This window comes from Mycobacterium sp. NGS19, from assembly GCF_059813155.1.
In genome coordinates this window covers 134,011-158,774 of sequence record NZ_JCALEB010000005.1, presented here as the reverse complement: position 1 = coordinate 158,774, position 24,764 = coordinate 134,011, and the positions used below count along the sequence as shown (strand labels likewise).

Genomic DNA, 24,764 nt, shown 5'->3' with positions numbered 1-24,764 from the left:
TTATGCCCCCGTGGCGGCTTTCTCGGTGAACCGGATGTAGCCGTTGGCGTCCAGCTCGTCGGCCAGTTCCGGGCCGCCGGACTCGATGATGCGCCCGCCGACGAACACGTGCACGAACTGCGGCTGGATGTACCGCAGGATTCGGGTGTAGTGGGTGATCAGCAGGATCCCGCCGTGGGTTTTCTCCGCGTAGCGGTTGACGCCTTCGCTGACCACCCGCAGCGCGTCGACGTCCAAACCGGAATCGGTCTCGTCGAGGATCGCAATCTTCGGTTTGAGCAGGTCGAGCTGCAGGATCTCGTGACGCTTCTTCTCGCCGCCCGAAAAGCCTTCGTTGACACTGCGTTCGGAGAACGACGGGTCGATGTCGAGGTCGGCCATCGCGGCCTTGACCTCTTTGACCCAGTGCCGCAGCTTCGGCGCCTCGCCCCTGACAGCGGTCGCGGCGGTGCGCAGGAAGTTCGACATCGACACGCCCGGCACCTCGACGGGGTACTGCATCGCCAGGAAGAGCCCTGCGCGAGCGCGCTCGTCGACGGTCATCGCCAGTACGTCCTCGCCGTCGAGCGTGATCGACCCGGACGTCACCTTGTACTTGGGGTGGCCGGCGATCGCATACGACAGCGTCGATTTTCCGGACCCGTTAGGGCCCATCAGCGCATGCGTTTCGCCCGACTTCACGGTCAGGTCGACGCCTTTGAGGATGGGGATTTCCTCGTTCTCATTGGGGGTGACGCTGACGTGCAGATCCTTGATCTCGAGTGTGGTCATTGCGAGGCTCTCGATTCCGTGATCGCTAGTTCTTTTTCGATGGCTTCCGTGAGTCGCTCACGCACTGCACGCACGGCGATCTTGTTGATGATCTCGTTGAAGAAACCGCGGACGATGAGCCGGCGCGCTTGGTCCTCCGGGATGCCGCGCGCCTGCAGGTAGAACATCTGCTCGTCGTCGAATCGTCCTGTGGCACTTGCGTGCCCGGCACCGAGAATCTCGCCGGTCTCGATCTCGAGGTTGGGCACCGAGTCGGCGCGAGCACCGTCGGTCAGAATCAGATTGCGGTTGGTCTCGAACGTGTCAGTGCCTGTGGCGTTGGCGCGGATCAATACGTCGCCCACCCAGACGGTGTGGGCGTCCGGCTTGTGCGAGTGCGGATCGCCTTGGAGCGCACCCTTGTACAGCACATCGGAGCGGCAGTTCGGCTGAGCGTGGTCGACGAGCAGTCGCGACTCGAAATGCTGGCCGTCGTCGGCGAAATACGTGCCGAGCAATTGCGCGTTGCCGCCCGGTGCGCCGAAACGCACGTTCACAGTGGTGCGCACGACGTCGCCGCCGAGTGTCACATTGACGTGCCCGAGCACGGCGTCTTTGCCCAGCCGTGCGTGATGGGCGCTGACATGCACCATGTCGTCGGCCCAGTCGGCGATCCAGATCACGCCGAGCGCGGCCGAGTCGCCGACGATGATCTCGACGTTGTCGGCGTAGGTTCCGCTGCCCCGCAGGTCGACGACGACGATGGCGCGGGCGAGTTCCTCGACGCGGATCTGCAAGTGCCCGTAGGCCACCGCATCTTCGCCTGGTCCCGTGATGACGACCTCGATCGGCGTGGCCACCTCGGTGTCGCGCGCGACGGTGAGGATGGTTGCCTCGTCGAATGACGAAAACGCTTGCGCCGCCACACGATCCGCGGGCACACCGCCCTGTCCGAGGCGTTCGTCGCCGCGCCTGACGCGCTCGACGGTCACACCTGGCTGCTCGCTGACATCGACGGTGGCGGCGCCGGTGGCGGGTGCCGATCCGTCGTGCACGCCCCTGAGCCGCTTCAGCGGTGTGAACCGCCAGATCTCGTCGCGGCCGCTGGGCACCTCGAACAAGTCGACGTCGAAGGAGGTGAAGACCTCGCCTTTGTTGGCGGCAGTGAGGGCCGAACCCTCTACCGCCTCTGTCAGGTTCGTCATCTAGCCGACCGCACCTTCCATCTGCAGCTCGATCAGCCGGTTGAGCTCCAGCGCGTACTCCATGGGCAGCTCCTTGGCGATCGGCTCGACGAAGCCGCGCACCACCATCGCCATCGCCTCGTCCTCGGTCAGGCCGCGGCTCATCAGATAGAACAGCTGATCTTCGCTGACCTTCGAGACGGTGGCCTCATGACCCATCGTGACGTCGTCCTCGCGGATGTCGACGTACGGGTAGGTGTCGCTGCGGCTGACCGTATCGACAAGCAACGCATCGCATTTCACGCTTGACTTGCTGCCGTGCGCGCCCTTGTTGACCTGAACCAGGCCACGGTAGGACGCGCGGCCGCCGCCGCGAGCCACCGACTTGGACACGATGTTGCTCGACGTGTTCGGCGCCAGGTGAAGCATTTTCGCGCCGGTGTCCTGGTGCTGGCCTTCGCCGGCGAAAGCCACTGACAGCACTTCGCCCTTGGCATGCTCGCCGGTCATCCAGACCGCCGGGTACTTCATCGTCACCTTGGAGCCGATGTTGCCGTCGATCCACTCCATCGTCGCACCCGCTTCAGCGCGGGCACGCTTGGTGACCAGGTTGTAGACATTATTCGACCAGTTTTGAATGGTCGTATAACGAACGCGCGCATGCGGTTTGACGATGATCTCGACAACAGCGGAGTGAAGCGAATCCGACTTGTAGATCGGTGCCGTGCAGTTATGCACTGCGAACCCGTAAGCGAGGTAGCTGTCCGGTGCCGCGACATCGAGATTGAACACCGGCTCATGGGCCTCACGGACGGACCGCTTCTTGATCGGAACGAGGAAGTAATCACCGCAGTCCCGCGCCTGTTTCGGGCCGTGGCCATCTTCGGTCCACTGGACCTGATAAATGTCCTTGCGCATGATGTTCCGACCTTGAATGACGCCTGGCCCACCCGGTCGACGCAACTCCACAGTGGCGTAGTGGCCGAGACGAGCAAGGATCGATTGCAGTTGGAACGCCCAAATCCGGGACGTTGTGTGTACGCGCTTCCATTCCGCGCCACCACGCTTGGTAATGTTGCCGTCGCCGTTGACATAGGCGTCGACGAGCTCGCGCAGGAAGATCTCGTCCTGACGCATCAGCAGATCCGACAGTTTCTTGTTCGCAGATCCGACGCCGACGTTGTCCCGCATCGCCGCGTAGCCGGCCTTCGTGTAGACGGTGACGCGCGCGGAGTGCTTGTGTTCCTCAACCAGAACGGAGCCAGCCGTCTCGTAGAGCGATTTGCATGCCTGCCGCACTTCCTCGACGTAGTCGAACTCGTCGCTGTGGAACGAGAAGATCAGCGACTCGCAGCCGTTGGTGAGAGTGGCGTGTCCCTCCGCCAGGTAGTAACCGGCCAGCCGTGCGAACTCCAGAGGCAGCACCGTCTTGTGCGGCACAGGCTTCGGCTTCGGATAGACCAAGAAGTCACCTTCTGCCACGTCCTTGGCCGCGATCCACCGCGGCTCGGCGCACGCCAACTTCTTCGAGTCGACTTCCGGCTTCCAACCGTTACGCGGCTGACGTTTGACCAGAACCTCACTGCGCGGGACAGCAAGCACCGGATGCTCGGCCGTCACCTCGAAAGCATTCGCAGGCGACATGGGGGTGAACTTGAACAGCTCGCCGTTGAGATCGCGCATCTGCACCGCGGTCACACGATGAGCCCGACCGTCGTGGCCGAGAACGTAATCGCCGACCTTGATCTCTTCGATCTTCCGAAGATCACCGTCGGCCGTCGTGATGAGTTCGCCAGCCGGCAGGCATCCCTCCACATAGTGCACATAGGCACCCTCGTCGGCGATGATCAACGTCCGCTCGAACTGGCCCATGTTCTCGGTGTTGATCCGGAAGTAGGCCTGCAACGGGATGTCAACGTGCACGCCTGGCGGCACGTAGATGAACGACCCGCCGGACCACACTGCGGTGTTCAGAGCGGAGAACTTGTTGTCCCCGGCCGGAATCACGGTGCCGAAGTACTGCTTGAAGATGTCCTCGTGTTCCTTCAGACCCGTGTCGGTGTCGAGGAAGATGACGCCTTGCGCCTCGAGGTCTTCGCGGATCTGGTGGTAAACCACCTCCGAGTTGTGCACCACGAGGCCTTCGGCGACGAAGTTGTGCGGACCGTCGACCTCGATGTCGTACACCGGCTCAACCGCGTAGGGCTCGATCGACGTGACCCGCTCGAAACCGAGCCAGTCGTTGCAGTGCGCGCGGATCGTGGTGCCGTGCGCGCTGTTCGAGGAGTGGAAGTAGGCGCGTCGCCCGAAGCGGTCAGTTCGCTTGATGTTTCGGCACCCAAGGCGTTCGAAGTCGCCGGAAATGCCAAGCCGCCAGGCAGTCTGCATGCGCTCCGGAGCATGGCGGTATGGCTGCGTGAACGACCACGGCCCGCTTGCCCTCAACCCGGAGAGTTCGGCCAACTCCCGCGCTTGACGGATCAACGGCTCGTTGGCACACGTCAGTGAGATCGATCCGCTCTTATCGGGGCCGACGAACCCGTCGGCGTCGACCCAGCCACCAAGGAATGCGAGTCGCTGATCGACCGGCAGCCCGTACACCCAATCCGGAACGTGCTTGGTCAATGACAGGCCGGCAAAACCGATCTCAGTGATCCACTCCGTCAGCGCCTTCGAGTTCACGACAACGCGATATTCGTCGGCCTCGATGCACCGCAGACCAAACTGATCCTTGATCACGCGAGCCAGTTCAGCGCGCAACTCGACATCCGTAGCGGGAATCGCGAACTGGACCCGGTACGTCTTCGACGAAAGATGCAGGTTGCCGTCGCCGATGTAGAGGCCGAGCAGCCACATGAGATCGACATTGCTGGCGGCCGGAGTTGTGAGTCCCGCAACGGTGGGAAGCGCCGCCTCGACGCCGAATTCCGGAAGCTGCCGCGGCACCGCAATGAAGTCGCCCGGCTTGCACTCGCCCACCGTGACCCAACGCCGGTGATACCGAGCTCGCTGACGCCCCGGCTTACGCTCGTCGCGCAGCACCAGGATCGGGTGGTTGTCCGTGGCACGGACGCTGCGACGGGTGGTCTTGACTTCGTACGTCTGACGGGTGTCTGTCTGCGCTGCCGCTTTGACCGGCGCGACCACGAAGCGCTCAGCCGCTTCGTCGTAGGCGAAAACCCGGTCGCCGTAAGCGATCTCCTTGATCGGAACCTCGCCGCGGTTGGCTGTCCACACCAGCGTCTCGCCTGCCAAGCATTCGTACTGAGCCGCTACACCGGCGATCAGTCGCTGCTTTTCCGCCTCCGGAATGCCCAGCCTGTCGTAGGTGTTGCGGATGTCCTCTGGCAGATCGTCCCAAGAGGCCGCTTGCTTTTCGGTGGAGCGCACGAAGTACTTGATGTTGTCGAAGTCGATGCCCTCGAGGTTGGACCCCCACGTCGGCATCGGCTTGCGCTGGAAGATCCGCAGGGCCTTCAGCCGCTGCTGCAGCATCCATTCCGGCTCGTTCTTCTTGGCCGAGATGTCGCGCACCACGTCTTCGTCCAGCCCACGCCTGGCGCTGGCACCTGCGACGTCGGTGTCCACCCAGCCGTAGCCGTACCGGCTCAGCGAGGCGATGGCCTCCTCCTGGCTGAGCGGTTCGCCCACCTTGTGGGACGAGGTGTCCGGCGTCGCGGTCATATCGAAGCTCCTTCGAGGGTTGTGCGGCTTCGGCGCGGGCTGGCTCCCGCAGCGTCATTCAGTGGTACGTGAGTGGTGCAGGCGCAGTCGCCGTTGACGATCGTGGCGAGCCTTTGGACGTGCCTGCCGAGGATCTCCGCGAACGCGTCGCGCTCGGCCTGGCACAGCTCCGGAAACTCTTCGGCGACATGGGAGACGGGGCAGTGGTGCTGACAGATCTGGATGCCTTCGACCGCGCCGCGCACCCGCGTCGTGGTGGTCGCGTACCCGGCCTCGGTCAACGCCGCGGCGACGCGCTCCGCAGTGGCCTCCACGTCGTCAGGACCGTCGCTCACTCCAGCCAAGATCGTGTCGATGCGGCGCCGCGCAAACGTCTGAACCGCCTCTTCCCCGCCGATTTCACGCAGCTGGCGCATGGCCGCCGCGGCAAGATCGTCGTAGGTGTGGCCCAGCTTGGCCCTGCCGGCCGCGGTCAGCCGGTATCGCTTTGCGGGGCGCCCGCGGCCGTGCTGCTGCCACGACGCCGCCGGGCTGGCTTGCGCCTCCCCCGCTTCCAGCAACGCATCCAAGTGCCTGCGTACGCCCGCGGCGGAAATGCCGAGGCGCTCCCCGATCTCACCCGCGGTGATCGGTCCGGACTCCAGCAGCAGCTGGACGATCTCGCCACGCGTGTGACGGTCGATTGCCGGACGGATTTTCACAACACCATTGTGACGGAATTGCCCGACACATTCTACGAAGGGCACCCTAACCGCCACGGTGAGATGAGCCACTAGCCCAACTCGTTACGCTGCACAGATGGCAGTTCGCCGCCATGGCTCCCTGAGCTCGTCGATTGCCCGCTGGCACGGCGATGAGCGAACTGTCGGCTCGCCGCTCAACGATGCCGAAGTCGTAGCGCTACGGCGCACCCGCCTCTTCGGCGCCACCGGGACCGTCCTGATGGCCATCGGGTCGCTTGGGGCGGGCGCGCGGCCCGTCGTCCAGGATCCGACATTCGGCGTCCGGCTGCTCAACCTGCCGTCGCGCATCCAGACCGTCTCGTTGACGATGACCACCACCGGTGCCGTGATGATGGCGCTGGCGTGGCTCATGCTGGGCCGCTTCGCGCTCGGCGACCGCCGGATGTCACGAAGCCAGCTCGACCACACCCTGATGCTGTGGATGCTGCCGTTGCTCATCGCGCCGCCGATGTACAGCAAGGACGTCTACTCCTACCTGGCGCAGAGCCAGATCTCCGCGCTGGGCCTGGACCCCTACAAGGTCGGCCCGGCGCCGGCGCTCGGCCTCGACCACGTTTTCACGCTGTCGGTGCCGAGCCTCTGGCGGGACACACCAGCGCCCTATGGGCCGCTCTTTCTGTGGATCGGTCGGGGCATCTCGACGCTCACGGGCGAGAACATCGTCGCGGCGGTGCTGTGCCACCGGCTGGTCGTGCTGATCGGCGTCGGGATGATCGTCTGGGCGACGCCGCGGCTGGCCCGGCGCTGCGGCGTGGCAGAAGTCAGCGCGCTGTGGCTGGGGGCAGCCAACCCGCTGCTGCTCATGCACCTGGTCGCAGGCATCCACAACGAGGCTCTGATGCTCGGCTTGATGCTGACCGGCACCGAGTTCGCGTTGCGCGGCGTCGAGTCCGCTGAGCCGCTGACACCGCGGCCGCTGCGCTGGCCCCGCGAGCGCAGCGAATGGGCGCACTTCTCGCCGCTGGCCATGCTCGTGCTGGGCGCGGTGTTGATCACGCTGTCGTCGCAAGTGAAGCTTCCCTCCCTGCTTGCACTGGGTTTCGTGACGATGGCGCTGGCCCGCCGCTGGGGCGCCAACGTTCGCGCAGTGGTCGGCGCGGGTGGACTGCTCGGCATGCTGTCGCTGGCCGTGATGGCGGCGATCGGCTCGGCCAGCGGACTCGGCTTCGGCTGGGTGAACACGCTGGGAACAGCGAACGTGGTGCGCAGCTGGATGTCACCGCCGACGCTGCTGGCGCTGGGCACCGGTCAGGTGGGAATTCTGTTGGGCCTGGGCGACCACACCACCGCAGTGCTGTCGTTGACGCGCGGCATCGGCGTGTTGATCATCGCGGTCATCGTCTCCTGGCTGCTGATCGCCGTGCTGCGCGGACGTTTGCATCCGGTCGGCGGCCTCGGCGTGGCGTTGGGCGCGACGGTGCTGCTCTTCCCCGTCGTGCAGCCCTGGTATCTGCTGTGGGCGATCATCCCGTTGGCTGCCTGGGCCACCCGGCCGCGATTCCGGATCGCGACGATCCTGGTCACGCTCGTGGTCGGCATCTTCGGCCCGACGGCCAACGGTGACCGGTTCGCGTTGTTCCAGATCGTCGACGCGACCGTCGCCAGCACCGTGATCGTGCTGATTCTCATCGCGGCGACCTACTCGATGCTGCCCTGGCGCAGCGTGCCGCACCCCGTAGCCAGCAGCGAAGAAGCCAGCGAGCCGGCGCCAGCGCCACTCACCCCGGCGCCCGAACCGACCCCCGTGCCCGGCGCATACGCTGAGTCTCCGTGAACCCGACGCCACCGATCCCCGTGCGGATGCGCGGGGTGCGCAAACGGTACGGGTCCCTGACCGCCGTGTCGGACCTCGACCTGGACGTCCAACGCGCCGAAGTGTTCGCGCTGCTCGGCCCCAACGGCGCCGGCAAGACCACCACCGTCGAGATGTGCGAAGGGTTCGTGCGGCCCGACGCCGGCACCATCGAAGTGCTGGGCATGAATCCGGTCACCGACAACGCGCGCGTCCGGGAACGGATCGGGGTGATGCTGCAGGGCGGCGGCGGCTATCCCGCCGCTCGCGCCGCCGAGATGCTCAACCTTGTTGCGGCATACGCGGCGAACCCGCTCGACCCGAAATGGTTGATGGACACTCTCGGCCTGACCGACGTAGCACGCACGACGTACCGCCGGCTCTCCGGTGGGCAGCAACAACGGCTCGCACTGGCGTGCGCGCTCGTCGGGCGCCCGGAGTTGGTGTTCCTCGACGAACCGACCGCCGGCCTGGACGCCCACGCCCGGCTGGTGGTGTGGGAATTGATCGACGCGCTGCGCCGCGACGGCGTGACCGTGGTGTTGACGACGCATCAGCTCGCGGAGGCCGAGCAGTTGGCCGATCGCCTGGTGATCATCGACCACGGCAAGGCCGTCGCGGCCGGCACGCCGGCCGAGGTGATGCGCAGTGGCGCCCAGAACCAGTTGCGCTTCACCGCACCACCGATGCTCGATCTGTCGCTGCTGTCGGCGGCGCTGCCGCAGGGATACAGGGCGACCGAAGTGTCGGCGGGCCAGTATCTGGTCGAAGGAACGATCAACCCGCAGGTGGTCGCCACAGTGACGGCGTGGTGCGCGCGCCTGGACGTGCTGGCCACCGACATGCGCGTCGAGCAGCGCAGCCTCGAGGACGTGTTTTTGGAGCTCACCGGCAAGGAGGTGCGGCGATGAGCGAATCCCGTTTTGCGCCAGGCACTTTCGCACCCGATCCGCGCCCCAGCGGCATCCAGCGGATGCTCGCCGCGCAATACGGTTTGGAGCTCCGGCTGCTGCTCCGCAACGGCGAGCAACTGCTGCTGACGTTGTTCATTCCGGTGACTCTGCTGGTCGGGCTGACGCTGCTGCCGCTGGGTTCGTTCGGCGACAACCGCGCGGCCACCTTCGTGCCGGCGATCATGGCGCTCGCCGTGATCTCGACCGCGTTCACCGGCCAGGCCATCGCCGTGGCGTTCGACCGCCGCTACGGCGCCCTGAAACGACTCGGCGCCACACCGCTTCCGGTCTGGGGCATCATCGCAGGCAAGTCTCTGGCTGTGGTCACCGTGGTGATCTTGCAGTCGATCCTCTTGGGCGCCATAGGTTTCGGGCTCGGCTGGCGACCGTCGCCTACCGGCCTCGTGCTGGGCGCGGCGGTGATCGCATTGGGCACCGCCGCGTTCGCCGCACTCGGACTGCTGCTGGGCGGCACGCTGAAGGCCGAGGTCGTGCTGGCGCTGGCCAACCTGATGTGGTTCGCGTTCGCGGGGTTCGGCGCGCTGACGCTGGGCGGCGGACTGGTGCCGCACGGCGTCGAGTGGGTGGCGCGGCTGACCCCATCGGGAGCGCTCACTGAGGCGTTGACGCAGGCGATGACGGTGTCGGTGGACTGGTTTGGAGTATGTGTGCTTGCGGTGTGGGGCACGTTGTCCGGGCTGGCGGCGCTGCGGCTGTTTCGGTTCACGTGACGGCAGCCGTTCACCGTCAGGCCGCGTGGGCGGTGCCTACTACAGGCTGTAGTTAAGATTCGGCTATGGGTGTCGGACGGTTCTTGCTGCGACTGGTCGACCTGTTGCCGATGCCCAGCCTGCGCGTCCAACGCCTGATCGCCGCGGCAGTGGTGCTGACTCAGGGCGGTATTGCGGTGACCGGCGCGATCGTGCGGGTCACCGCATCCGGACTCGGCTGCCCCACCTGGCCGCAGTGTTTCCCGGGCAGCTTCACGCCGATCGCCGTGTCGGAAGTGCCCCGCGTGCACCAGGCGGTGGAGTTCGGCAACCGGATGGTGACGTTCCTCGTGGTGCTGACGGCCGCGCTGGCCGTGCTTGCCGTCACCCGCGCGCGCCGTCGTGCCGAGGTGCAGGTGTATGCGTGGCTGATGCCGGCGTCGACGGTGGCGCAAGCCGTCATCGGCGGCATCACCGTGCTGACCGGGCTCCTGTGGTGGACGGTCGCGCTGCACCTGCTCGCGTCGATGACCATGGTGTGGCTGGCGGTCCTTCTCTTCATGAAAGTCAGCGAGCCCGACGACGGGGTGCCGCAGCGGACGGTGCCAAAACCGTTGCGGGGCTTGGTGTTTCTGAGCGCGGTCGTACTCGCCGCCGTGCTCGTCACGGGCACTCTGGTGACTGCCGCCGGACCGCACGCCGGCGACACCAGCCCAACTCGAACGGTGCCGCGGCTCCAGATCGAGATCACCACACTCGTGCACGTCCATTCGACGCTGCTGATCGGCTACCTCGCATTGCTGGTGGGGCTGGGCTTCGGTCTGCTTGCCGTCGCTGCCCCGCGGGCCGTGCTTGTCCGGCTCGGCGTGCTGACCGCGCTGGTGGTAGCTCAGGGCGTGGTCGGAACGGTGCAGTACTTCACCGGTGTGCCCGCCGCGTTGGTGGCCGTTCACGTGGCGGGGGCTGCCGCCGTGACGGGCGGCACCGCGGCGCTATGGGCGGCGATGCGACAGCGGACCAAGGCCGAGCCGCTCCAAGGCTGAACCGACGCATCGCGCGAACTCGCGCTGTTGCAGATCGCGAGTCTGGTCGTCGAGCTGCATCCAACCCAGCGACGGCTCGATGAGCTCCAGTTCGAGTAGCCGCGGATCGTCGATTCCTCCGATGACGTCAACACGCGCGTAGAGGAAGTCCCGGATCGACGTGTTGAGCCGGCCTGCGGCGGCGTCGAGCGCCGCGAAGCCCAGGTCCCAGATCTCGAAGTCGGGGTCAGCCGACGTCAACGTCTCCACCGCGTACGTCCCGGTGGCATCCAGCGAGATGCGCTGACCTTGGGGCGGCAGCATCGCGGCCTTGCTGAACGCGTGCGACTGCTTGCCGCCGAGAAACACCAACGCGGTCTCCCCCGCGTGCTCCACCCGACGGTCATACGGCTGCACCACCACACTGCGACCGTGCGCTTGCAAGTCGGCGGCATGCGTCAGTGCCGCGGCAGGGTCTGTAAATCGTTGCGCGGCAAGCGATCCGGCGCCAGTCGACGGCTTGACCACGATTTCGTCGGCGCTGGGGAGTCGCACGTCGTCGGCGGCGCCGAAAACCTCCGTCGGCACAATCGGCACTCCTCTTGCCGCGAGGTCGAGCAGATAGCGCTTGTCGGCGTTCCAGGCAACCACCTCGGGTGCGTTGAGCAGATGCGGCACCGATGTCGTCCACTGCAGGAATTCGTCGAGCCGCTCGGCATAGTCCCACGTCGCCCGCAGGATGACGACGTCGGCACGCAGCGTGTCGCGGTCGTCCCACGGGCGCCATTTCGCGTGCAGGCCGCGGCGGCGCAGCGCTTCCACCAGGCCGGCGTCGTCGCCGTCACCGTCTGGCAGCGCCTGGCATCCGGCCAGCACGATCCGCGGATGGAACACGTTCGGCCGAGCAAGCTTCATTGCCGGGGATGATAGTGGGATGCACGCAATCGAAGTCGCCGAACACGGCGGTCCAGAGGTCCTGCGTTACGTCGAAAAACCACGGCCTACTCCTGGCCCTGGTCAGGTGCTGATCGAGGCCGAGGCGATTGGCGTCAACTACATCGATACCTACTTCCGCTCGGGCTCCTATCCCCGCGAGCTGCCGTTCATCGTGGGCCAGGAGGTCTGCGGCAGGATCGCAGCGCTGGGCGACGGCGTGGCGGCGCTGCGCGAGGGCGACCGCGTTGTCACGGTCGCAGCCAGCGGCGCGTACGCCGAATACAGCGTCGCCCCAGCCGATTTCGTCGCGTACGTGCCCGACGGGGTGGCACCGGAGGTGGCTGCCTCAGCGCTGCTGAAAGGCATGACGGCCCACTACCTGATCAAGTCGGTCTATCCCGTGCAACAGGGCGACACCGTACTGGTGCACGCGGGGGCCGGCGGTGTGGGGCTGCTGCTGACACAGTGGTTGACCAGCCTGCCCGCGAAGGTGATCACCACCGTGTCGACGCCCGAGAAGGCAGAGCTGTCCCGGCAAGCCGGCGCTGTGGAGGTGCTCGACTACCCCTCGGACCCCGGCGAGTTCGGCGCGCGTATTCGTGACCTGACCGACGGCAACGGGGTGGCCGCGGTGTACGACGGCGTGGGCAGAACCACGTTCGACGCGAGCCTGGCCAGCCTGGCCGTCCGCGGCACGCTGGCGTTGTTCGGCGCCGCGAGCGGTCCGGTGCCGCCAGTGGACCCGCAACGGCTCAATGCGGCCGGCTCGGTGTATCTGACCCGGCCGTCACTGGTGCACTTCACCCGCACCCCTGACGAATTCTCCTGGCGGGCAGGCGAAGTGCTCGATGCGATCGCCGCCGGGTCGATCACCGTGACGGTCAGTGAGCGCTACCCGCTGGCCGAAGCCGCTCGCGCGCACGCCGACCTGCAGGGCCGCAAGACGACAGGCTCGGTGGTTCTGGTGCCGTGAGCACATCGCCCTACAGCAGCGTCGGCAGCGCCAGCACGGAGTCGACGGCCAGCGCACAGAACACGACGGCCAGATAGTTGTTTGACTGCAGGAAAAGCCGCAGCGGCTTGACCGGCTCGCCGCGGCGCACTCCGGCGTACAGCTGATGTGCCATGGTCAAGAACCACGCCCCGGCCAACACCGCGACCACGGCGTACAACCAGCCCGCAGCCAGCGCAAGCACCAGCGTCGCAGCCACCGTCAGCCAGGTGTACACCAGGATCTGCTTGGTCACGTGGCGTTCACTTGCCACCGCGGGCAGCATCGGCACGCCGGCCGCCCGGTAGTCGTCCTTGTAGCGCATCGCCAAGGCCCAGGTGTGCGGCGGTGTCCAAAAGAAAATGATCGCGAACATCGCCAACGCCGGCCAGCTGATGGTGCCGGTGATCGCGGACCACCCGATCATCACCGGCATACATCCGGCCGCACCGCCCCACACCACGTTCTGCGACGTCCGCCGCTTGAGCAGCAACGTGTAGACGAACACGTAGAACCCGATGGTCGCGCCGGCAAGATGCGCCGACAGCAGGTTCGTCGTCCACCACAGCCAGAAGAACGACGCCACCGACAGGGCGACCCCAAATACCAGCGCATGGCTGGTGGGCACCGCCGCGCGGGCAAGCGGCCGCCGCGACGTGCGTTTCATCACTTTGTCGATATCGGCGTCGGCGACGCAGTTCAGCGTGTTGGCCCCAGCGGCCGCCAGCATGCCGCCGATCAAGGTATTGAGCATCAGCAGTGGCGCCACGGTTCCCCGATCCGCCAGCAGCATGGCGGGAATCGCGGTGACCACCAGCAACTCGATGACACGGGGCTTGGTGAGAGCGAGATAACCGAGCAGCGTGGTGCGGATGCGGTGGGACCACGACACGTGGACCCGCTCGCGAATGCTCACGCATGACTCCTCGGCGGGTGGGCTTCTACTACAGGCGATGGTAGACCGCAGGCCCACATGACCCATAGCGCAGGGTCGAACTGCCGGAGCAATCGACCATCCCGGCCCGGCCGCACTAGGGTTGACCTTGTACTTGACCGGCCGGGCTGCCTACCGACCCGAGGAGCGCGTTTGTGACCACGCTTGAGGAGCTCTCCGCCCTTACCCGCCCAAACCACCCCGACGACTGGACCGAGCTCGACTCGCAAGCCGTCGACACGATCCGGGTGCTCGCGGCGGATGCGGTCCAGAAGGTAGGCAACGGCCATCCCGGCACTGCGATGAGCCTGGCGCCGCTGGCCTACACGCTGTTTCAGCGCACCATGCGCCACGATCCCAGCGACACCCACTGGCTCGGCCGCGATCGGTTCATCCTGTCGGCCGGCCACAGCAGCCTGACCCTGTATCTGCAGCTGTTTCTCGGCGGCTTCGGCCTGGAGCTGTCGGACATCGAGTCGTTGCGCACCTGGGGCTCCAAGACTCCCGGCCACCCCGAGTTCCGCCACACCGAAGGCGTGGAGATCACCACCGGCCCGCTGGGTCAGGGACTCGCCTCCGCGGTCGGTATGGCCATGGCCGCACGCTACGAGCGAGGCCTGTTCGACCCCGACGCCGCGCCCGGCGCCAGCCCGTTCGACCACTACATCTACGTGATCGCCTCCGACGGCGACATCGAAGAAGGTGTGACGTCTGAGGCGTCCTCGCTCGCCGGCACCCAGCAGTTGGGCAACCTGATCGTCTTCTACGACAACAACCAGATCTCCATCGAGGACGACACGAAGATCGCGTTGTCCGAGGACACCCCGGCGCGTTATGCGGCCTACGGCTGGCACGTGCAGATCGTGGAGGGCGGCGAGAACGTCGTCGGCATCGAACAGGCGATTGCCGCGGCCAAGGCCGTCACCGACAAGCCGTCGTTCATCGCACTGCGGACCGTAATCGGTTATCCCGCACCGAATTTGATGAACACCGGGAAGGCGCACGGCGCCGCGCTGGGCGAGGAGGAAGTCGCAGAGGTCAAAAAGATCCTCGGCTTCGACCCAGACAAGAAGTTCGAGGTCCGCGACGAGGTGCTGGCACACACCCGCAAGCTGGTGGACCGCGGCCGCGAGGCGCACGAGAAGTGGCAGGCCGACTTCGACGCGTGGGCCGAACGCGAACCGGAGCGCAAGGCGCTGCTGGACCGGCTGATCGCCCAGGAGATGCCCGACGGGTGGGACGACGACCTGCCCTACTGGGAGCCGGGCTCCAAGGCGGTGGCCACCCGGGCGGCCTCCGGCGAGGTGCTCTCGGCGGTGGGGCCGAAGCTGCCTGAGCTTTGGGGCGGATCGGCCGACTTGGCCGGCAGCAACAACACCACGATCAAGGGCGCGGATTCGTTTGGGCCGCCGTCGATTTCGACCAAGGAGTACACCGCGCACTGGTACGGGCGCACGTTGCACTTCGGCGTCCGCGAGCACGCGATGGGTGCGATCCTGTCCGGCATCGTGCTGCACGGCCCCACCCGCGCGTACGGCGGAACGTTCCTGCAGTTCTCCGACTACATGCGCCCGGCCGTCCGGCTGGCCTCACTGATGGACATCGACACCATCTACGTCTGGACGCACGACTCGATCGGGCTGGGCGAGGACGGGCCGACCCACCAGCCGATCGAGCACCTCGCCGCACTGCGTGCGATCCCGCAGCTGTCGGTGGTGCGGCCCGCCGATCCCAACGAAACGGCTTACGCCTGGCACACCATCCTGTGTCGCGGCGCCGGCAGCGGTCCCGTCGGGTTGATCCTGACCCGCCAGGGTGTGCCGGTCTTGGAGGGCACCAGCCGCGACGGTGTCGCGCGCGGCGGTTACGTGCTCGGCGGAGGCAACCCGTCCGACGACGCCGACGTGATCATCATCGCCACCGGTTCGGAAGTACAGCTTGCGGTGGAGGCCAGAAAGCTGTTGGCGGAGCGCGACATCAACGCCTACGTCGTCTCGATGCCGTGCGTGGAATGGTTCGAGTCGCAGCCGCAGGAGTACCGCGACAGCGTGCTGCCGCCGGACGTGCCGGCACGCGTCGCAGTCGAAGCGGGGGTCGCCCAGAGCTGGTACAAGTTCGTCGGCGACACCGGGGAGATCGTGTCGATCGAGCACTACGGCGAGTCGGCCGACTACAAGACGCTGTTCCGCGAGTTCGGTTTCACCGCAGAAGCCGTCGTCGCCGCCGCGGAACGAGCAATCGACAACTGAAGCGAAAGGCTCTGCGATGACCCAGAATCCGAATCTCGCCGCGCTGTCGGCGGCCGGTGTATCGGTGTGGCTGGACGACCTGTCCCGGGACCGGCTGCGGACCGGCAATCTGCAGAACCTCATCGACACCCGATCCGTGGTGGGTGTCACCACCAACCCGACGATCTTCCAGACCGCGCTGTCCAAGGGGCAGGCCTACGACGAGCAGATCGCCGAACTGGCCGAGCGCGGCGCCGACGTGGACGCGGCGATCCGCACCGTCACCACCGACGACGTCCGGGAAGCCTGCGACGTGCTGCGCCCGCAGTGGGAGGGCTCCGACGGCGTCGACGGCCGGGTGTCCATCGAGGTGGACCCGCGGCTCGCCCATGACACCGACAAGACGGTCCAGCAGGCGATCGAACTGTGGAAGATCGTCGACCGGCCGAACCTGCTGATCAAGATTCCCGCCACCGACGCCGGCCTGCCGGCCATCACATCCACTTTGGCCGAAGGCATTTCAGTCAACGTGACGCTGATCTTCTCGGTCGAACGCCACCGCGCCGTGATGGACGCCTACCTCGCCGGACTGGAGTCCGCTAAGAAGGCCGGTCACGACATCTCCAAAATCCATTCCGTCGCATCGTTTTTCGTGTCCCGCGTCGACACGGAGATCGACAAGCGGCTGGAGAAGATCGGCAGCGACGAGGCGCTCGCGCTGCGCGGGCAGGCCGGTGTGGCCAACGCGCGCCTGGCCTACGCCGCGTACGAGGAAGTGTTCGTCGGCGGTGACCGCTACGAAGCGATGAAGGCCGACGGCGCCCGCGTGCAGCGGCCACTGTGGGCGTCGACGGGCGTGAAGAACCCGGAGTACTCCGACACCCTCTACGTCACCGAGCTCGTCGCCCCCAACACCGTCAACACCATGCCCGAAAAGACCATCGAGGCCGTCGCCGACCACGGTGTCATCACGGGCGACACCGTCACCGGCCGCGCCGGCGAGGCGCAGGAGGTGTTCGACAAACTCGACGCGTTGGGCGTCGACCTGCGCGACGTGTTCCTCGTGCTCGAAAACGAAGGCGTCGAGAAGTTCGAGAAATCCTGGCACGAGCTTCGGGACGCCACGCAGGAACAGCTCGACGCCGCCAAGAAATGACAGGGGCGGAGACCGGATCCGCGGCGGCTGCAGCGGAGTGGCGTAACCCGTTGCGCGACAAGCGCGACAAGCGCATGCCGCGCATCGCGGGGCCGTGCGGTGTGGTGATTTTCGGTGTCACCGGCGACCTTGCCCGCAAGAAGCTGATGCCCGCGATCTACGACCTGGCCAACCGCGGGCTGCTGCCACCGACGTTCGCGCTCGTCGGATTCGCCCGCCGCGACTGGGCCGACGAGGACTTCGGCAAGGTCGTCTACGACGCGGTCAAGCAGCACGCCCGCACTCCGTTCCGCAAGGAGGTATGGGACCGGCTCGCCGAGGGGTTCCGGTTCGTGCAGGGCACATTCGACGACGACGCCGCGTTCGCGCGGCTGGCCGAAACGCTGGACAAGCTCGACGCTGAGCGCGGCACCGGCGGCAATCACGCGTTCTACCTTGCGATCCCGCCCAAGGCGTTCCCGCTTGTCTGCGAGCAGCTGTCCAAATCGGGGCTGGCACGGCAGCAAGAGGGCAAGTGGAGCCGGGTGGTGATCGAGAAGCCGTTCGGCCATGACCTGCAGAGCGCACGCGAACTGAACGCCGTGGTGAACAGCGTTTTCCCGGAAGACACCGTGTTCCGGATCGACCACTACCTGGGTAAGGAGACGGTGCAGAACATCCTGGCACTGCGCTTCGCCAACGAACTGTTCGAACCGATCTGGAACAGCCACTACGTCGACAGCGTGCAGATCACGATGGCCGAGGACATCGGGCTGGGCGGACGAGCCGGCTACTACGACGGGATCGGCGCCGCCCGTGACGTGATCCAGAACCACCTGCTGCAACTGCTCGCGCTGACCGCGATGGAAGAGCCCATCAACTTCCACCCGCGCGAACTGAAAGAGGAGAAAGTCAAGGTCCTTTCGGCGGTACGGCTGGCCGAGCCGTTGTCGGAGACGACCTCGCGGGGACAGTACACAGCCGGCTGGCAGGGCAGCTCGAAGGTGGTCGGGCTGCTCGACGAAGAGGGCTTCTCCAAGGATTCCAAGACCGAAACGTTCGCGGCGATCACACTCGACATCGACACCCGCCGCTGGGCCGGCGTGCCGTTCTACCTGCGGACCGGAAAGCGGTTGGGCCGCAGGGTGACCGAGATCGCGATGATCTTCAAGCGGGCTCCCCATCTGCCGTTCGACCAGACGATGACCGAGGAGCTCGGCCAGAACGCGCTCGTCATCCGGGTGCAGCCGGACGAGGGCATCACCATGCGGTTTGGCTCCAAAGTCCCGGGCAGCGCCATGGAAGTTCGCGACGTCAACATGGATTTCTCGTACGGCGCAGCGTTCGCCGAGGATTCACCAGAGGCCTACGAGCGGCTGATCCTCGACGTGCTGCTGGGCGAGCCGTCGCTGTTTCCCGTCAACCAGGAAGTCGAACTCTCCTGGGAGATCCTCGATCCCGTCTTGGATTATTGGGCGACGCACGGCCGACCCGACCCGTACGAGGCCGGCACGTGGGGTCCTGAGTCGTCGTTCGAGATGCTGCGGCGCACCGGCCGGGAATGGCGGCGGCCGTGATCGTCGAGATGCCCGACACCACCACCAACGACATCGCCAAGCGGATCACGGCACTGCGCGAAGAGGGCGGTGCGATCACGCTGGGCCGCGTGCTGACACTTGTGATCGCGTTGGACATCGGCAATCTGAACGAAGACGCCATCGAGGCGGCCACGTCGGCCAGCCGTGAGCATCCTTGCCGGATCATCGCGGTGGTGCCCGACGAACCGTTCGCGGAGACACCGCGGTTGGACGCTCAGCTGCGCGTCGGCGGTGACGCCGGGGCCGGAGAAGTCGTGGTACTGCGCATCTCCGGTCCGCTGGCCGCGCACGCCCACAGCGTGGTGCTGCCGTTCCTACTGCCGGACACCCCGGTGGTGGCGTGGTGGCCAGGTGTCGCACCAGCCGTTCCCGCCCAGGATCAGTTGGGCCGGTTGGCGATTCGGCGGATCACCGATGCGACCGGCGCCGAGGATCCGCTCGAGGCGATCAAGAGCCGCCTGCCCGGCTATACGCCAGGCGACACCGATTTGGCGTGGAGCCGCATCACGTACTGGCGCGCGCTGCTGGCGTCGGCGCTCGATCAGCCGCCGTTCGAGCCGGTGAGCTCCGTGCTGGTGTCCGGGCTGAAGAACGAACCAGCGCTCGATATCTTGGCCGGCTGGCTGGCGTCGCGGATCGACGGTCCGGTGCGGCGCGCAGTCGGCGACCTCAAGGTCGAGCTGACCCGACCGACGGAAACGGTCACACTCAGTCGTCCACAAACCGGGTCGACGGCCACGCTCAGCCGCACAGCCCGGCCCGACGCTTTACTTCCCTTGGCGCGCAGGACGACTCGCGAATGCCTGGCCGAGGATTTGCGCCGACTCGACCCCGACCAGATCTACGAAGAAGCGCTCCGCGGAATCGACAAGGTGCAGTACGTATGAGTACATCGGTCCACACATACCCCGACAGCGCGACATTGGTGGCCGGCGTAGGCGAGCGGCTTGCCGAGGAGATCGCGTCGGTGGTGCGGTTTCGTGGCCGGGCGATGGTCGTGCTGACCGGCGGCGGCACCGGCATCGGAGTGTTGCAGCATCTCGGCGAGCACGGCGGTGGCATCGACTGGTCGCGGGTGCATCTGTTCTGGGGTGACGATCGGTTCGTGCCGGAGGACGACGACGAGCGCAACTTCCGCCAGGCCCGCGCCGCGCTGCTCGACAAGATCGACATCCCCGCCGAGAACGTGCATCCCATGGCCGCAAGTGACGGCGAATTCGGCGACGACATCGAGGCCGCGGCCCAGGCCTACGAACGCGAACTCGCCGCTCAGGCCGACCCCGGTCAGTCGGCTCCGCAATTCGACGTGCACCTGCTGGGCATGGGTCCGGAAGGCCATGTGAACTCGCTGTTTCCGCACTCCGCGGCGGTGCGAGAGAAGCAGCGCTTGGTAGTCAGCGTCGAGGATTCGCCCAAGCCGCCGCCGCGGCGAATCACGTTGACACTGCCGGCAATTCAACGATCGCGCGAGGTCTGGCTGATCGTCTCGGGTGCGGGCAAAGCGGATGCGGTGGCTGCGGCGGTAGACGGCGCAGACCCCGTGTCGGTGCCCGCGGCCGGCGCCGTCGGGCGAGACGCCACCGTCTGGTTCCTCGACAAGGCGGCAGCGGGAAAGCTCGGCGACGGGTCATAATGACCGGCATGACAGACAAGGGTGGCGCGCGCACCGGCCGGGAACGGATCAAGACCTTGGCTCAGGCAGCGCTCAATGCCGACCTCACCGTCGAGCAGGTCGACACAGTCCTGAACAACCTCATGAAATCCTTGTCGGCGCTCGACAAGTCGATCGAAGGCCTGGACGGGTCGCTGGTCACCTTCAACAGCAGCTTGGACTACCTCAACGACACGCTCAACCGTCTGGAGGGAATCGTCGACCGCGTCGAACGCATCGTCGGCATCGGTGAGGCCGCGGTCGCTCCGTTGGCAGCGACCGAAACCGCAGTCCGCCAGGTGGTGAAGAAGATTCGCGACCGCACGCACCTGTAGGCAATTATTCGCCGATCACCGGGGGTGCGACCAGCGGCAGTTCACCGACCAGTTCGTTGGTGTTGCCGGCCGACACCAGATATCGCGGCGAACGATGCTGCTGGGTGTCGTCGCGCCACAGCCCGCCGGGATAGGCCGTCCCGACCAACGGTGTGACCGACGACGTCGACCGGACCGGGTTCGGTGGGGTGCTCTGCCCGGCCGTGGGCACACCGGTCGGTGGCGGCGTCGCCGTGGCTGCCGGTTCGAAGGGTGCCGACGGTGCGCCGCTGAGCGATGGCGCCACCGCAGCGCTGCTTGGCGGCGAGTGCCACGCCGGCAGCGGATTGGTGACGCCAGCTGGATGCGTGGCACCTCTCACTGGATCGAAGGGCAGCGCGAGAGGCGGGGCAGGCCCGATATGAAACGGCGTCGCCCCGGGAACCGGACCGGTGGGCGACGTTCCCGGCGCCGGTATGGCCGGCAGCGGAATCGTGTCTTCGGTGCTGCCCAGCGGGAACGGCTCGGGTGGCGATGGAAGATCGGCGACCGCGTTGCCCGCCGCCACGGCGGGTCCGCTGTAGAGCTGGCGGACTTGCGACAGCGCCTCGTCGAGACGCTGTGCCGCCGAATCCCCTTCGTCCGGCGCGGTGATGCACGCCCGCAGATCACCGGCGGCGCGAGACAACTCCCCCAGGTGCACAGCCAGCGATCGGCACGAGGTCAAGCCGTCGAGGGAGCCGGTGATGTAGCGCCGCAACGCCTCTGCAGCCGCCTCGGCTCCTTGACCTCGCCATCCCTGCTCGAGTTGCCCGCAGACTCCGCGCAACAGAGCGGTCAGTACGTCACGAATGTCGTCGATCGCGGCGTGCCAGTCGTCGACGCGGCGCGAGATCCGAACCGGATCGAGTCTGGCCTGCATGTCCATCACCGCGGCGTGCGACCACACGCCGGGAGTCCAGTCGTCCGGCGTTAGAGCCACGACTTCCCTATCGCAGCGCGGTCGGCGTCACCATAACCGCTTGTGCTGCTGCGGAATTGGGCAGCAATGGCGGCGAGGTTCGCGGCGTGGGTGTCGAGCAGCCACCGCAGCGAGTTCGCACCCACCGCTTTGTCCTGCAGCAGCTGCGCCCATCCTCGGCCCTCTTCGCAGTCACCGAGCCAGCCGTCATGGACTCCGTCAGTGAATCGTTCAACCGAGCGGGCTTTCGCGGTGAGGTCTGCGGCGGCCGCGTCACACAGCGCTGCCGCGTCGGGTCCGCCTTGCGGGGTGAGGTACACGTCGGCCATGTTCCTACGACGCATCCGCGGCCGCGAACGGTTCCGTCACCCGCTGTTGCGCAGGGCCGACGCGAGGCCGTTCATGGTGAGAAGGATGCCGCGCTGCACGAGTTCGTCGTCGTCGCCGCCGCGGTACCGGCGAAGCAACTCCACCTGCAGGTGGTTCAGCGGCTCCAGATACGGGAAGCGGTTGAACACCGATCGGGCCAGCGCGGGATTGTCGGCCAGGAGGTCGTCTTGACCCGTGATCAGCTGGTGCATTCTGATGGTGCGCTGGTGTTCGGTGACGATCTTGTCGAACACGCGCCGCCGCAACGCCTCGTCGGGCACCAGTTCCGCATATCGGGCGGCTAGCCCCATGTCCGACTTCGCCAGCACCTGAGCCATGTTCGACAGCACGGTGGAGAAGAAGGGCCAGCGGTGGTACAGGTCCTGCAGCACCTCGAGGCCACCGTCGCGGTCGGCGAGCCATTGCTCGATGGCGCTGCCCGTCCCGTACCAGCCGGGCAGCATCACGCGCGACTGGCTCCACGCCAGCACCCACGGGATCGCCCGCAGATCAGAGATCGACGTGGTCTGCTTGCGCGAGGTCGGGCGGCTGCCGATATTGAGTGCGCCGATCTCACTGACCGGGGTGGAGGCGGTGAAGTAGTCGACGAAACCCGTTGTGCGGTGGACTAATTCGGCATATGCGCGGTGGGCAAGTTCGGCGAGTTCGTCGAGCACCCGATACGCCTGTTCGGCGTCGTCGCCGAGGCCTTCCGTGTCCAGCAGTGTGGCTTCCAGCGTGGCGGCAACCAACGTTTCGAGGTTGCGCCGGGCGACGCGCGGTTCGGCGTACTTGGCGGCGATCACCTCGCCCTGTTCGGTGAGACGCAGCGACCCGGACACCGCGCCGGGTGGTTGCGCGAGTATCGCGTCGTAGCTCGGACCGCCGCCGCGACCGACGGTGCCGCCGCGACCATGGAACAGCCGCAACCGAATACCGGCCTTGCGCGCGGTCTCGACCAGATCGAGTTCGGCGCGGTACAGCGCCCAGTTCGCGGCCAGGTAACCGCCGTCTTTGTTGGAGTCGGAATACCCGAGCATCACCTCTTGACTGTCGCCACGCGCGCGAACCAGTGTCCGGTACACCGGAAGGTCAAGTGCCGCTTGCAGAATCGAGGCGCCGCGCTGCAGGTCGTCGATCGTCTCGAACAGCGGGACGATGCCCACGGGCGAGCACGGTTCGTCGCCGGCGGCATCCAGCAGCCCGCCCTCGCGCAGCAGGATCGCCGCCTCGAGCATGTCCGACACCGAGCGGCACATCGACACGATGTAGGTAGGCACCGCTTCCGGACCCAACACCCGCACGGCCCGGGCCGCGGCAATCACGATGTCGACTTCCTTGCGCGCCAGCTCGGACAGTTGAGCGTTCTCGCGAGTCAGCGGCCGGCGAGTGGCCAGCTCTGAAGCCAGCAGCTCGACGCGTTCCGGCTCCGGCAGGGACCGGTAGTCGGAATGCACGCCGGCCCAGTCCAGCAGCTCGGCCACCACTTCCTCGTGCACGTCGGAGTTCTGCCGCATGTCGAGGCTGGAGAGGTGAAAACCGAAGACCCGCACAGATTCTCGTAAGTGGGCCAGCCGGTCGTCGGCCAGAAGATCGCTGCGGTGACCGCGCAGCGACGTGTCCACGACGTCGAGGTCGGCGAGCAGCTCGTCGGGCGACTGGTAGGGCGCCATGCCCAAGTCGAGTTGCGGGCCGGGCTGGCGGTCCAGCTTTTGCTGCGCGGTAGCGGTCAGCCGCGCCCGAATCACGCGCAGTGCCCGCCGATACGGCTCGTCGAGCCTGGCCTGTTCGTCGTTGCGGTCGGCCAGCGCCGCCAGCTCGTCGGTGACCTTCACCAGCCGCGCCGACATCGAAAGCTGTTCTTCCAGCGCGGCGAGCGCGGAAAGGTAGTGCTGGAACGCGGTGTGGGCAGCGCTGTCGGTCGCGTGCCGCACGACGTCGGCTGTCACGTTGGGATTGCCGTCGCGGTCACCGCCGATCCACGACCCCGGCCGCAGAATCGGCTCTTCGAGCAAGTGGGCACCGGGCCAGCGCGCGTGCAGCGCCTCGCGAACCTCCGCGTTGACCTCAGGGATCACCTGCAGAAACGAGGCTTGGAAATAACGCAGGCCGACTTGAATTTCGTCTTGAATCCTCAAGCGCTGCAATCTGATCAGCGCTGTCTGCCAGAGCCGCAGCACTTGACGGCGCAGCTCCGTTTCGATGTCGCGCCCGTCGGGCGTCTCGCGGTGGCCGTGTAGCCGCAACCTCATCAGTTCGGTGATGCGGTGCTGCGTCTCGAACACCGTGCGGCGTCGCGTCTCGGTCGGGTGGGCGGTGATCACCGGCGACACCAGCGCATCGCGGAGTGCTTCGGCGATCGTCGGCGAATCCAATTGAGCCGCATCAAGTTTGCGGTACGTGGCGGCCAGGCTGCTGTCTTGTGGCGGCTCACCCGCCGCGACGTGGATGGCGCGGCGCCGTTCCCGGTGGATGTCCTCGGCGACGTTTGCCAGCAGCGCGAAATGGCTGAAGGCGCGGATCACCGGGATCGCCTCGCGGACGTCGATGCCGTCGAACATCCGCGCCAGCTCCGTGCGGTCGATCTCCGAACGGCGGACCCGAAAGGACTCGACGCGGGCGCGTTCGACGAGGTCGAACACTTCCTCGCCGTTCTGCTCGCGGACGGTGTCGCCGAGGATGCCGCCGAGCAGCCGGATGTCTTCGCGCATCGGCTCGGTCGCCTCGCGTCCCAGCTGGGTGCGGTGCACCGCTCCGATGGGCGCCAGTGCGTCGGGAACCTCAGCCATGAGCCAAGTATCGGTGTGCT

The 24,764-nt window shown here is 66.6% G+C and carries 19 protein-coding genes and 1 pseudogene; 11 read left to right on the top strand and 9 right to left on the bottom strand.

The features are described 5' to 3' along the window. The 4 genes from sufC to AC5Y4N_RS16380 are packed head-to-tail and all read right to left on the bottom strand — an operon-like array spanning position 1 to position 6,319. Positions 1–771, bottom strand: coding sequence for a Fe-S cluster assembly ATPase SufC (gene sufC, locus AC5Y4N_RS16395; RefSeq protein WP_499911927.1), 771 nt, complete (start codon positions 769–771; stop codon positions 1–3). Next, complete coding sequence (gene sufD, locus AC5Y4N_RS16390; protein WP_499911925.1) at positions 768–1,955, bottom strand: Fe-S cluster assembly protein SufD; 1,188 nt, start codon at positions 1,953–1,955, stop codon at positions 768–770. Before sufD ends, sufC begins: the two co-directional genes overlap by 4 nt. After that, on the bottom strand, positions 1,956–5,618 hold the full coding sequence (gene sufB / locus AC5Y4N_RS16385; protein ID WP_499911923.1) for a Fe-S cluster assembly protein SufB: 3,663 nt from the start codon (positions 5,616–5,618) through the stop codon (positions 1,956–1,958). Further along, positions 5,615–6,319, bottom strand: coding sequence for a helix-turn-helix transcriptional regulator (locus AC5Y4N_RS16380; protein WP_499911921.1), 705 nt, complete (start codon positions 6,317–6,319; stop codon positions 5,615–5,617). Before AC5Y4N_RS16380 ends, sufB begins: the two co-directional genes overlap by 4 nt. Positions 6,320–6,416: 97 nt before the next feature. Between AC5Y4N_RS16380 and mptB the strand changes: the two genes are divergently transcribed. From mptB to AC5Y4N_RS16360, 4 genes are all read left to right on the top strand, one after another. Next, positions 6,417–8,135: a polyprenol phosphomannose-dependent alpha 1,6 mannosyltransferase MptB gene (gene mptB / locus AC5Y4N_RS16375; protein WP_499911919.1), complete on the top strand. Its 1,719-nt coding sequence runs from the start codon at positions 6,417–6,419 to the stop codon at positions 8,133–8,135. A 26-nt stretch (positions 8,136–8,161) separates the two neighbouring features. Beyond that, a complete protein-coding gene (locus AC5Y4N_RS16370) occupies positions 8,162–9,064 on the top strand; it encodes an ABC transporter ATP-binding protein (RefSeq protein WP_499912006.1) in 903 nt (300 codons plus the stop codon). Further along, on the top strand, positions 9,061–9,837 hold the full coding sequence (locus AC5Y4N_RS16365) for an ABC transporter permease (protein ID WP_499911917.1): 777 nt from the start codon (positions 9,061–9,063) through the stop codon (positions 9,835–9,837). Before AC5Y4N_RS16370 ends, AC5Y4N_RS16365 begins: the two co-directional genes overlap by 4 nt. Positions 9,838–9,947: 110 nt before the next feature. After that, positions 9,948–10,859: a COX15/CtaA family protein gene (locus AC5Y4N_RS16360; protein ID WP_499912004.1), complete on the top strand. Its 912-nt coding sequence runs from the start codon at positions 9,948–9,950 to the stop codon at positions 10,857–10,859. Here the strand turns inward: AC5Y4N_RS16360 and AC5Y4N_RS16355 are convergent. Beyond that, positions 10,809–11,753: an ATP-grasp domain-containing protein gene (locus AC5Y4N_RS16355; protein ID WP_499911915.1), complete on the bottom strand. Its 945-nt coding sequence runs from the start codon at positions 11,751–11,753 to the stop codon at positions 10,809–10,811. The two genes, AC5Y4N_RS16360 and AC5Y4N_RS16355, sit on opposite strands and share 51 nt — an antisense overlap. A gap of 19 nt (positions 11,754–11,772) precedes the next feature. Between AC5Y4N_RS16355 and AC5Y4N_RS16350 the strand changes: the two genes are divergently transcribed. Continuing rightward, entirely contained in the window at positions 11,773–12,747 is a 975-nt protein-coding gene (locus tag AC5Y4N_RS16350; protein WP_499911913.1) for a quinone oxidoreductase family protein, read from the top strand. Positions 12,748–12,757: 10 nt separating this feature from the next. Here AC5Y4N_RS16350 and AC5Y4N_RS16345 read toward each other — a convergent pair. Further along, positions 12,758–13,685: pseudogene (locus AC5Y4N_RS16345) on the bottom strand (heme o synthase). Between the two features lie 169 nt (positions 13,686–13,854). On the opposite strand from AC5Y4N_RS16345, the gene tkt reads away from it, so the two are divergent. From tkt to AC5Y4N_RS16315, 6 genes are read left to right on the top strand one after another with little or no spacing between them, the layout of a single operon-like run. Then, on the top strand, positions 13,855–15,948 hold the full coding sequence (gene tkt / locus AC5Y4N_RS16340) for a transketolase (protein ID WP_499911911.1): 2,094 nt from the start codon (positions 13,855–13,857) through the stop codon (positions 15,946–15,948). A 16-nt stretch (positions 15,949–15,964) separates the two neighbouring features. Beyond that, positions 15,965–17,083, top strand: coding sequence for a transaldolase (gene tal / locus AC5Y4N_RS16335; RefSeq protein WP_499911910.1), 1,119 nt, complete (start codon positions 15,965–15,967; stop codon positions 17,081–17,083). Then, complete coding sequence (gene zwf / locus AC5Y4N_RS16330; protein ID WP_499911908.1) at positions 17,080–18,639, top strand: glucose-6-phosphate dehydrogenase; 1,560 nt, start codon at positions 17,080–17,082, stop codon at positions 18,637–18,639. Before tal ends, zwf begins: the two co-directional genes overlap by 4 nt. Continuing rightward, entirely contained in the window at positions 18,636–19,547 is a 912-nt protein-coding gene (gene opcA, locus AC5Y4N_RS16325) for a glucose-6-phosphate dehydrogenase assembly protein OpcA (RefSeq protein WP_499912002.1), read from the top strand. The genes zwf and opcA overlap by 4 nt, the downstream gene beginning before the upstream one ends. Further along, entirely contained in the window at positions 19,544–20,293 is a 750-nt protein-coding gene (pgl, locus tag AC5Y4N_RS16320; protein ID WP_499911906.1) for a 6-phosphogluconolactonase, read from the top strand. Before opcA ends, pgl begins: the two co-directional genes overlap by 4 nt. An 8-nt stretch (positions 20,294–20,301) precedes the next feature. Beyond that, positions 20,302–20,646, top strand: coding sequence for an ATPase (locus AC5Y4N_RS16315; RefSeq protein WP_499911905.1), 345 nt, complete (start codon positions 20,302–20,304; stop codon positions 20,644–20,646). A gap of 4 nt (positions 20,647–20,650) precedes the next feature. Here the strand turns inward: AC5Y4N_RS16315 and AC5Y4N_RS16310 are convergent, their stop codons facing one another. The 3 genes from AC5Y4N_RS16310 to ppc are packed head-to-tail and all read right to left on the bottom strand — an operon-like array spanning position 20,651 to position 24,744. After that, entirely contained in the window at positions 20,651–21,607 is a 957-nt protein-coding gene (locus tag AC5Y4N_RS16310) for a hypothetical protein (RefSeq protein ID WP_499911904.1), read from the bottom strand. Next, entirely contained in the window at positions 21,598–21,915 is a 318-nt protein-coding gene (locus AC5Y4N_RS16305) for a hypothetical protein (RefSeq protein ID WP_499911902.1), read from the bottom strand. Before AC5Y4N_RS16305 ends, AC5Y4N_RS16310 begins: the two co-directional genes overlap by 10 nt. A 36-nt stretch (positions 21,916–21,951) precedes the next feature. Then, positions 21,952–24,744, bottom strand: a complete 2,793-nt coding sequence (gene ppc / locus AC5Y4N_RS16300; protein WP_499911899.1) for a phosphoenolpyruvate carboxylase — start codon at positions 24,742–24,744, stop codon at positions 21,952–21,954. Between the last annotated feature and the right edge of the window lie 20 nt (positions 24,745–24,764).

What these genes read in the sequence shown, in the direction of transcription:
- zwf (WP_499911908.1), top strand. Translation starts at nt 17,080, where the DNA reads ATGACAGGGGCGGAGACCGGATCCGCGGCGGCTGCAGCGGAGTGGCGT.
- mptB (WP_499911919.1), top strand. Translation starts at nt 6,417, where the DNA reads ATGGCAGTTCGCCGCCATGGCTCCCTGAGCTCGTCGATTGCCCGCTGG.
- AC5Y4N_RS16360 (WP_499912004.1), top strand. Translation starts at nt 9,948, where the DNA reads ATGCCCAGCCTGCGCGTCCAACGCCTGATCGCCGCGGCAGTGGTGCTG.
- AC5Y4N_RS16350 (WP_499911913.1), top strand. Translation starts at nt 11,773, where the DNA reads ATGCACGCAATCGAAGTCGCCGAACACGGCGGTCCAGAGGTCCTGCGT.
- AC5Y4N_RS16355 (WP_499911915.1), bottom strand. Translation starts at nt 11,753, where the DNA reads ATGAAGCTTGCTCGGCCGAACGTGTTCCATCCGCGGATCGTGCTGGCC.
- sufD (WP_499911925.1), bottom strand. Translation starts at nt 1,955, where the DNA reads ATGACGAACCTGACAGAGGCGGTAGAGGGTTCGGCCCTCACTGCCGCC.
- tal (WP_499911910.1), top strand. Translation starts at nt 15,965, where the DNA reads ATGACCCAGAATCCGAATCTCGCCGCGCTGTCGGCGGCCGGTGTATCG.
- AC5Y4N_RS16370 (WP_499912006.1), top strand. Translation starts at nt 8,162, where the DNA reads ATGCGCGGGGTGCGCAAACGGTACGGGTCCCTGACCGCCGTGTCGGAC.
- pgl (WP_499911906.1), top strand. Translation starts at nt 19,544, where the DNA reads ATGAGTACATCGGTCCACACATACCCCGACAGCGCGACATTGGTGGCC.
- AC5Y4N_RS16365 (WP_499911917.1), top strand. Translation starts at nt 9,061, where the DNA reads ATGAGCGAATCCCGTTTTGCGCCAGGCACTTTCGCACCCGATCCGCGC.
- AC5Y4N_RS16315 (WP_499911905.1), top strand. Translation starts at nt 20,302, where the DNA reads ATGACAGACAAGGGTGGCGCGCGCACCGGCCGGGAACGGATCAAGACC.
- sufB (WP_499911923.1), bottom strand. Translation starts at nt 5,618, where the DNA reads ATGACCGCGACGCCGGACACCTCGTCCCACAAGGTGGGCGAACCGCTC.
- AC5Y4N_RS16305 (WP_499911902.1), bottom strand. Translation starts at nt 21,915, where the DNA reads ATGGCCGACGTGTACCTCACCCCGCAAGGCGGACCCGACGCGGCAGCG.
- sufC (WP_499911927.1), bottom strand. Translation starts at nt 771, where the DNA reads ATGACCACACTCGAGATCAAGGATCTGCACGTCAGCGTCACCCCCAAT.
- ppc (WP_499911899.1), bottom strand. Translation starts at nt 24,744, where the DNA reads ATGGCTGAGGTTCCCGACGCACTGGCGCCCATCGGAGCGGTGCACCGC.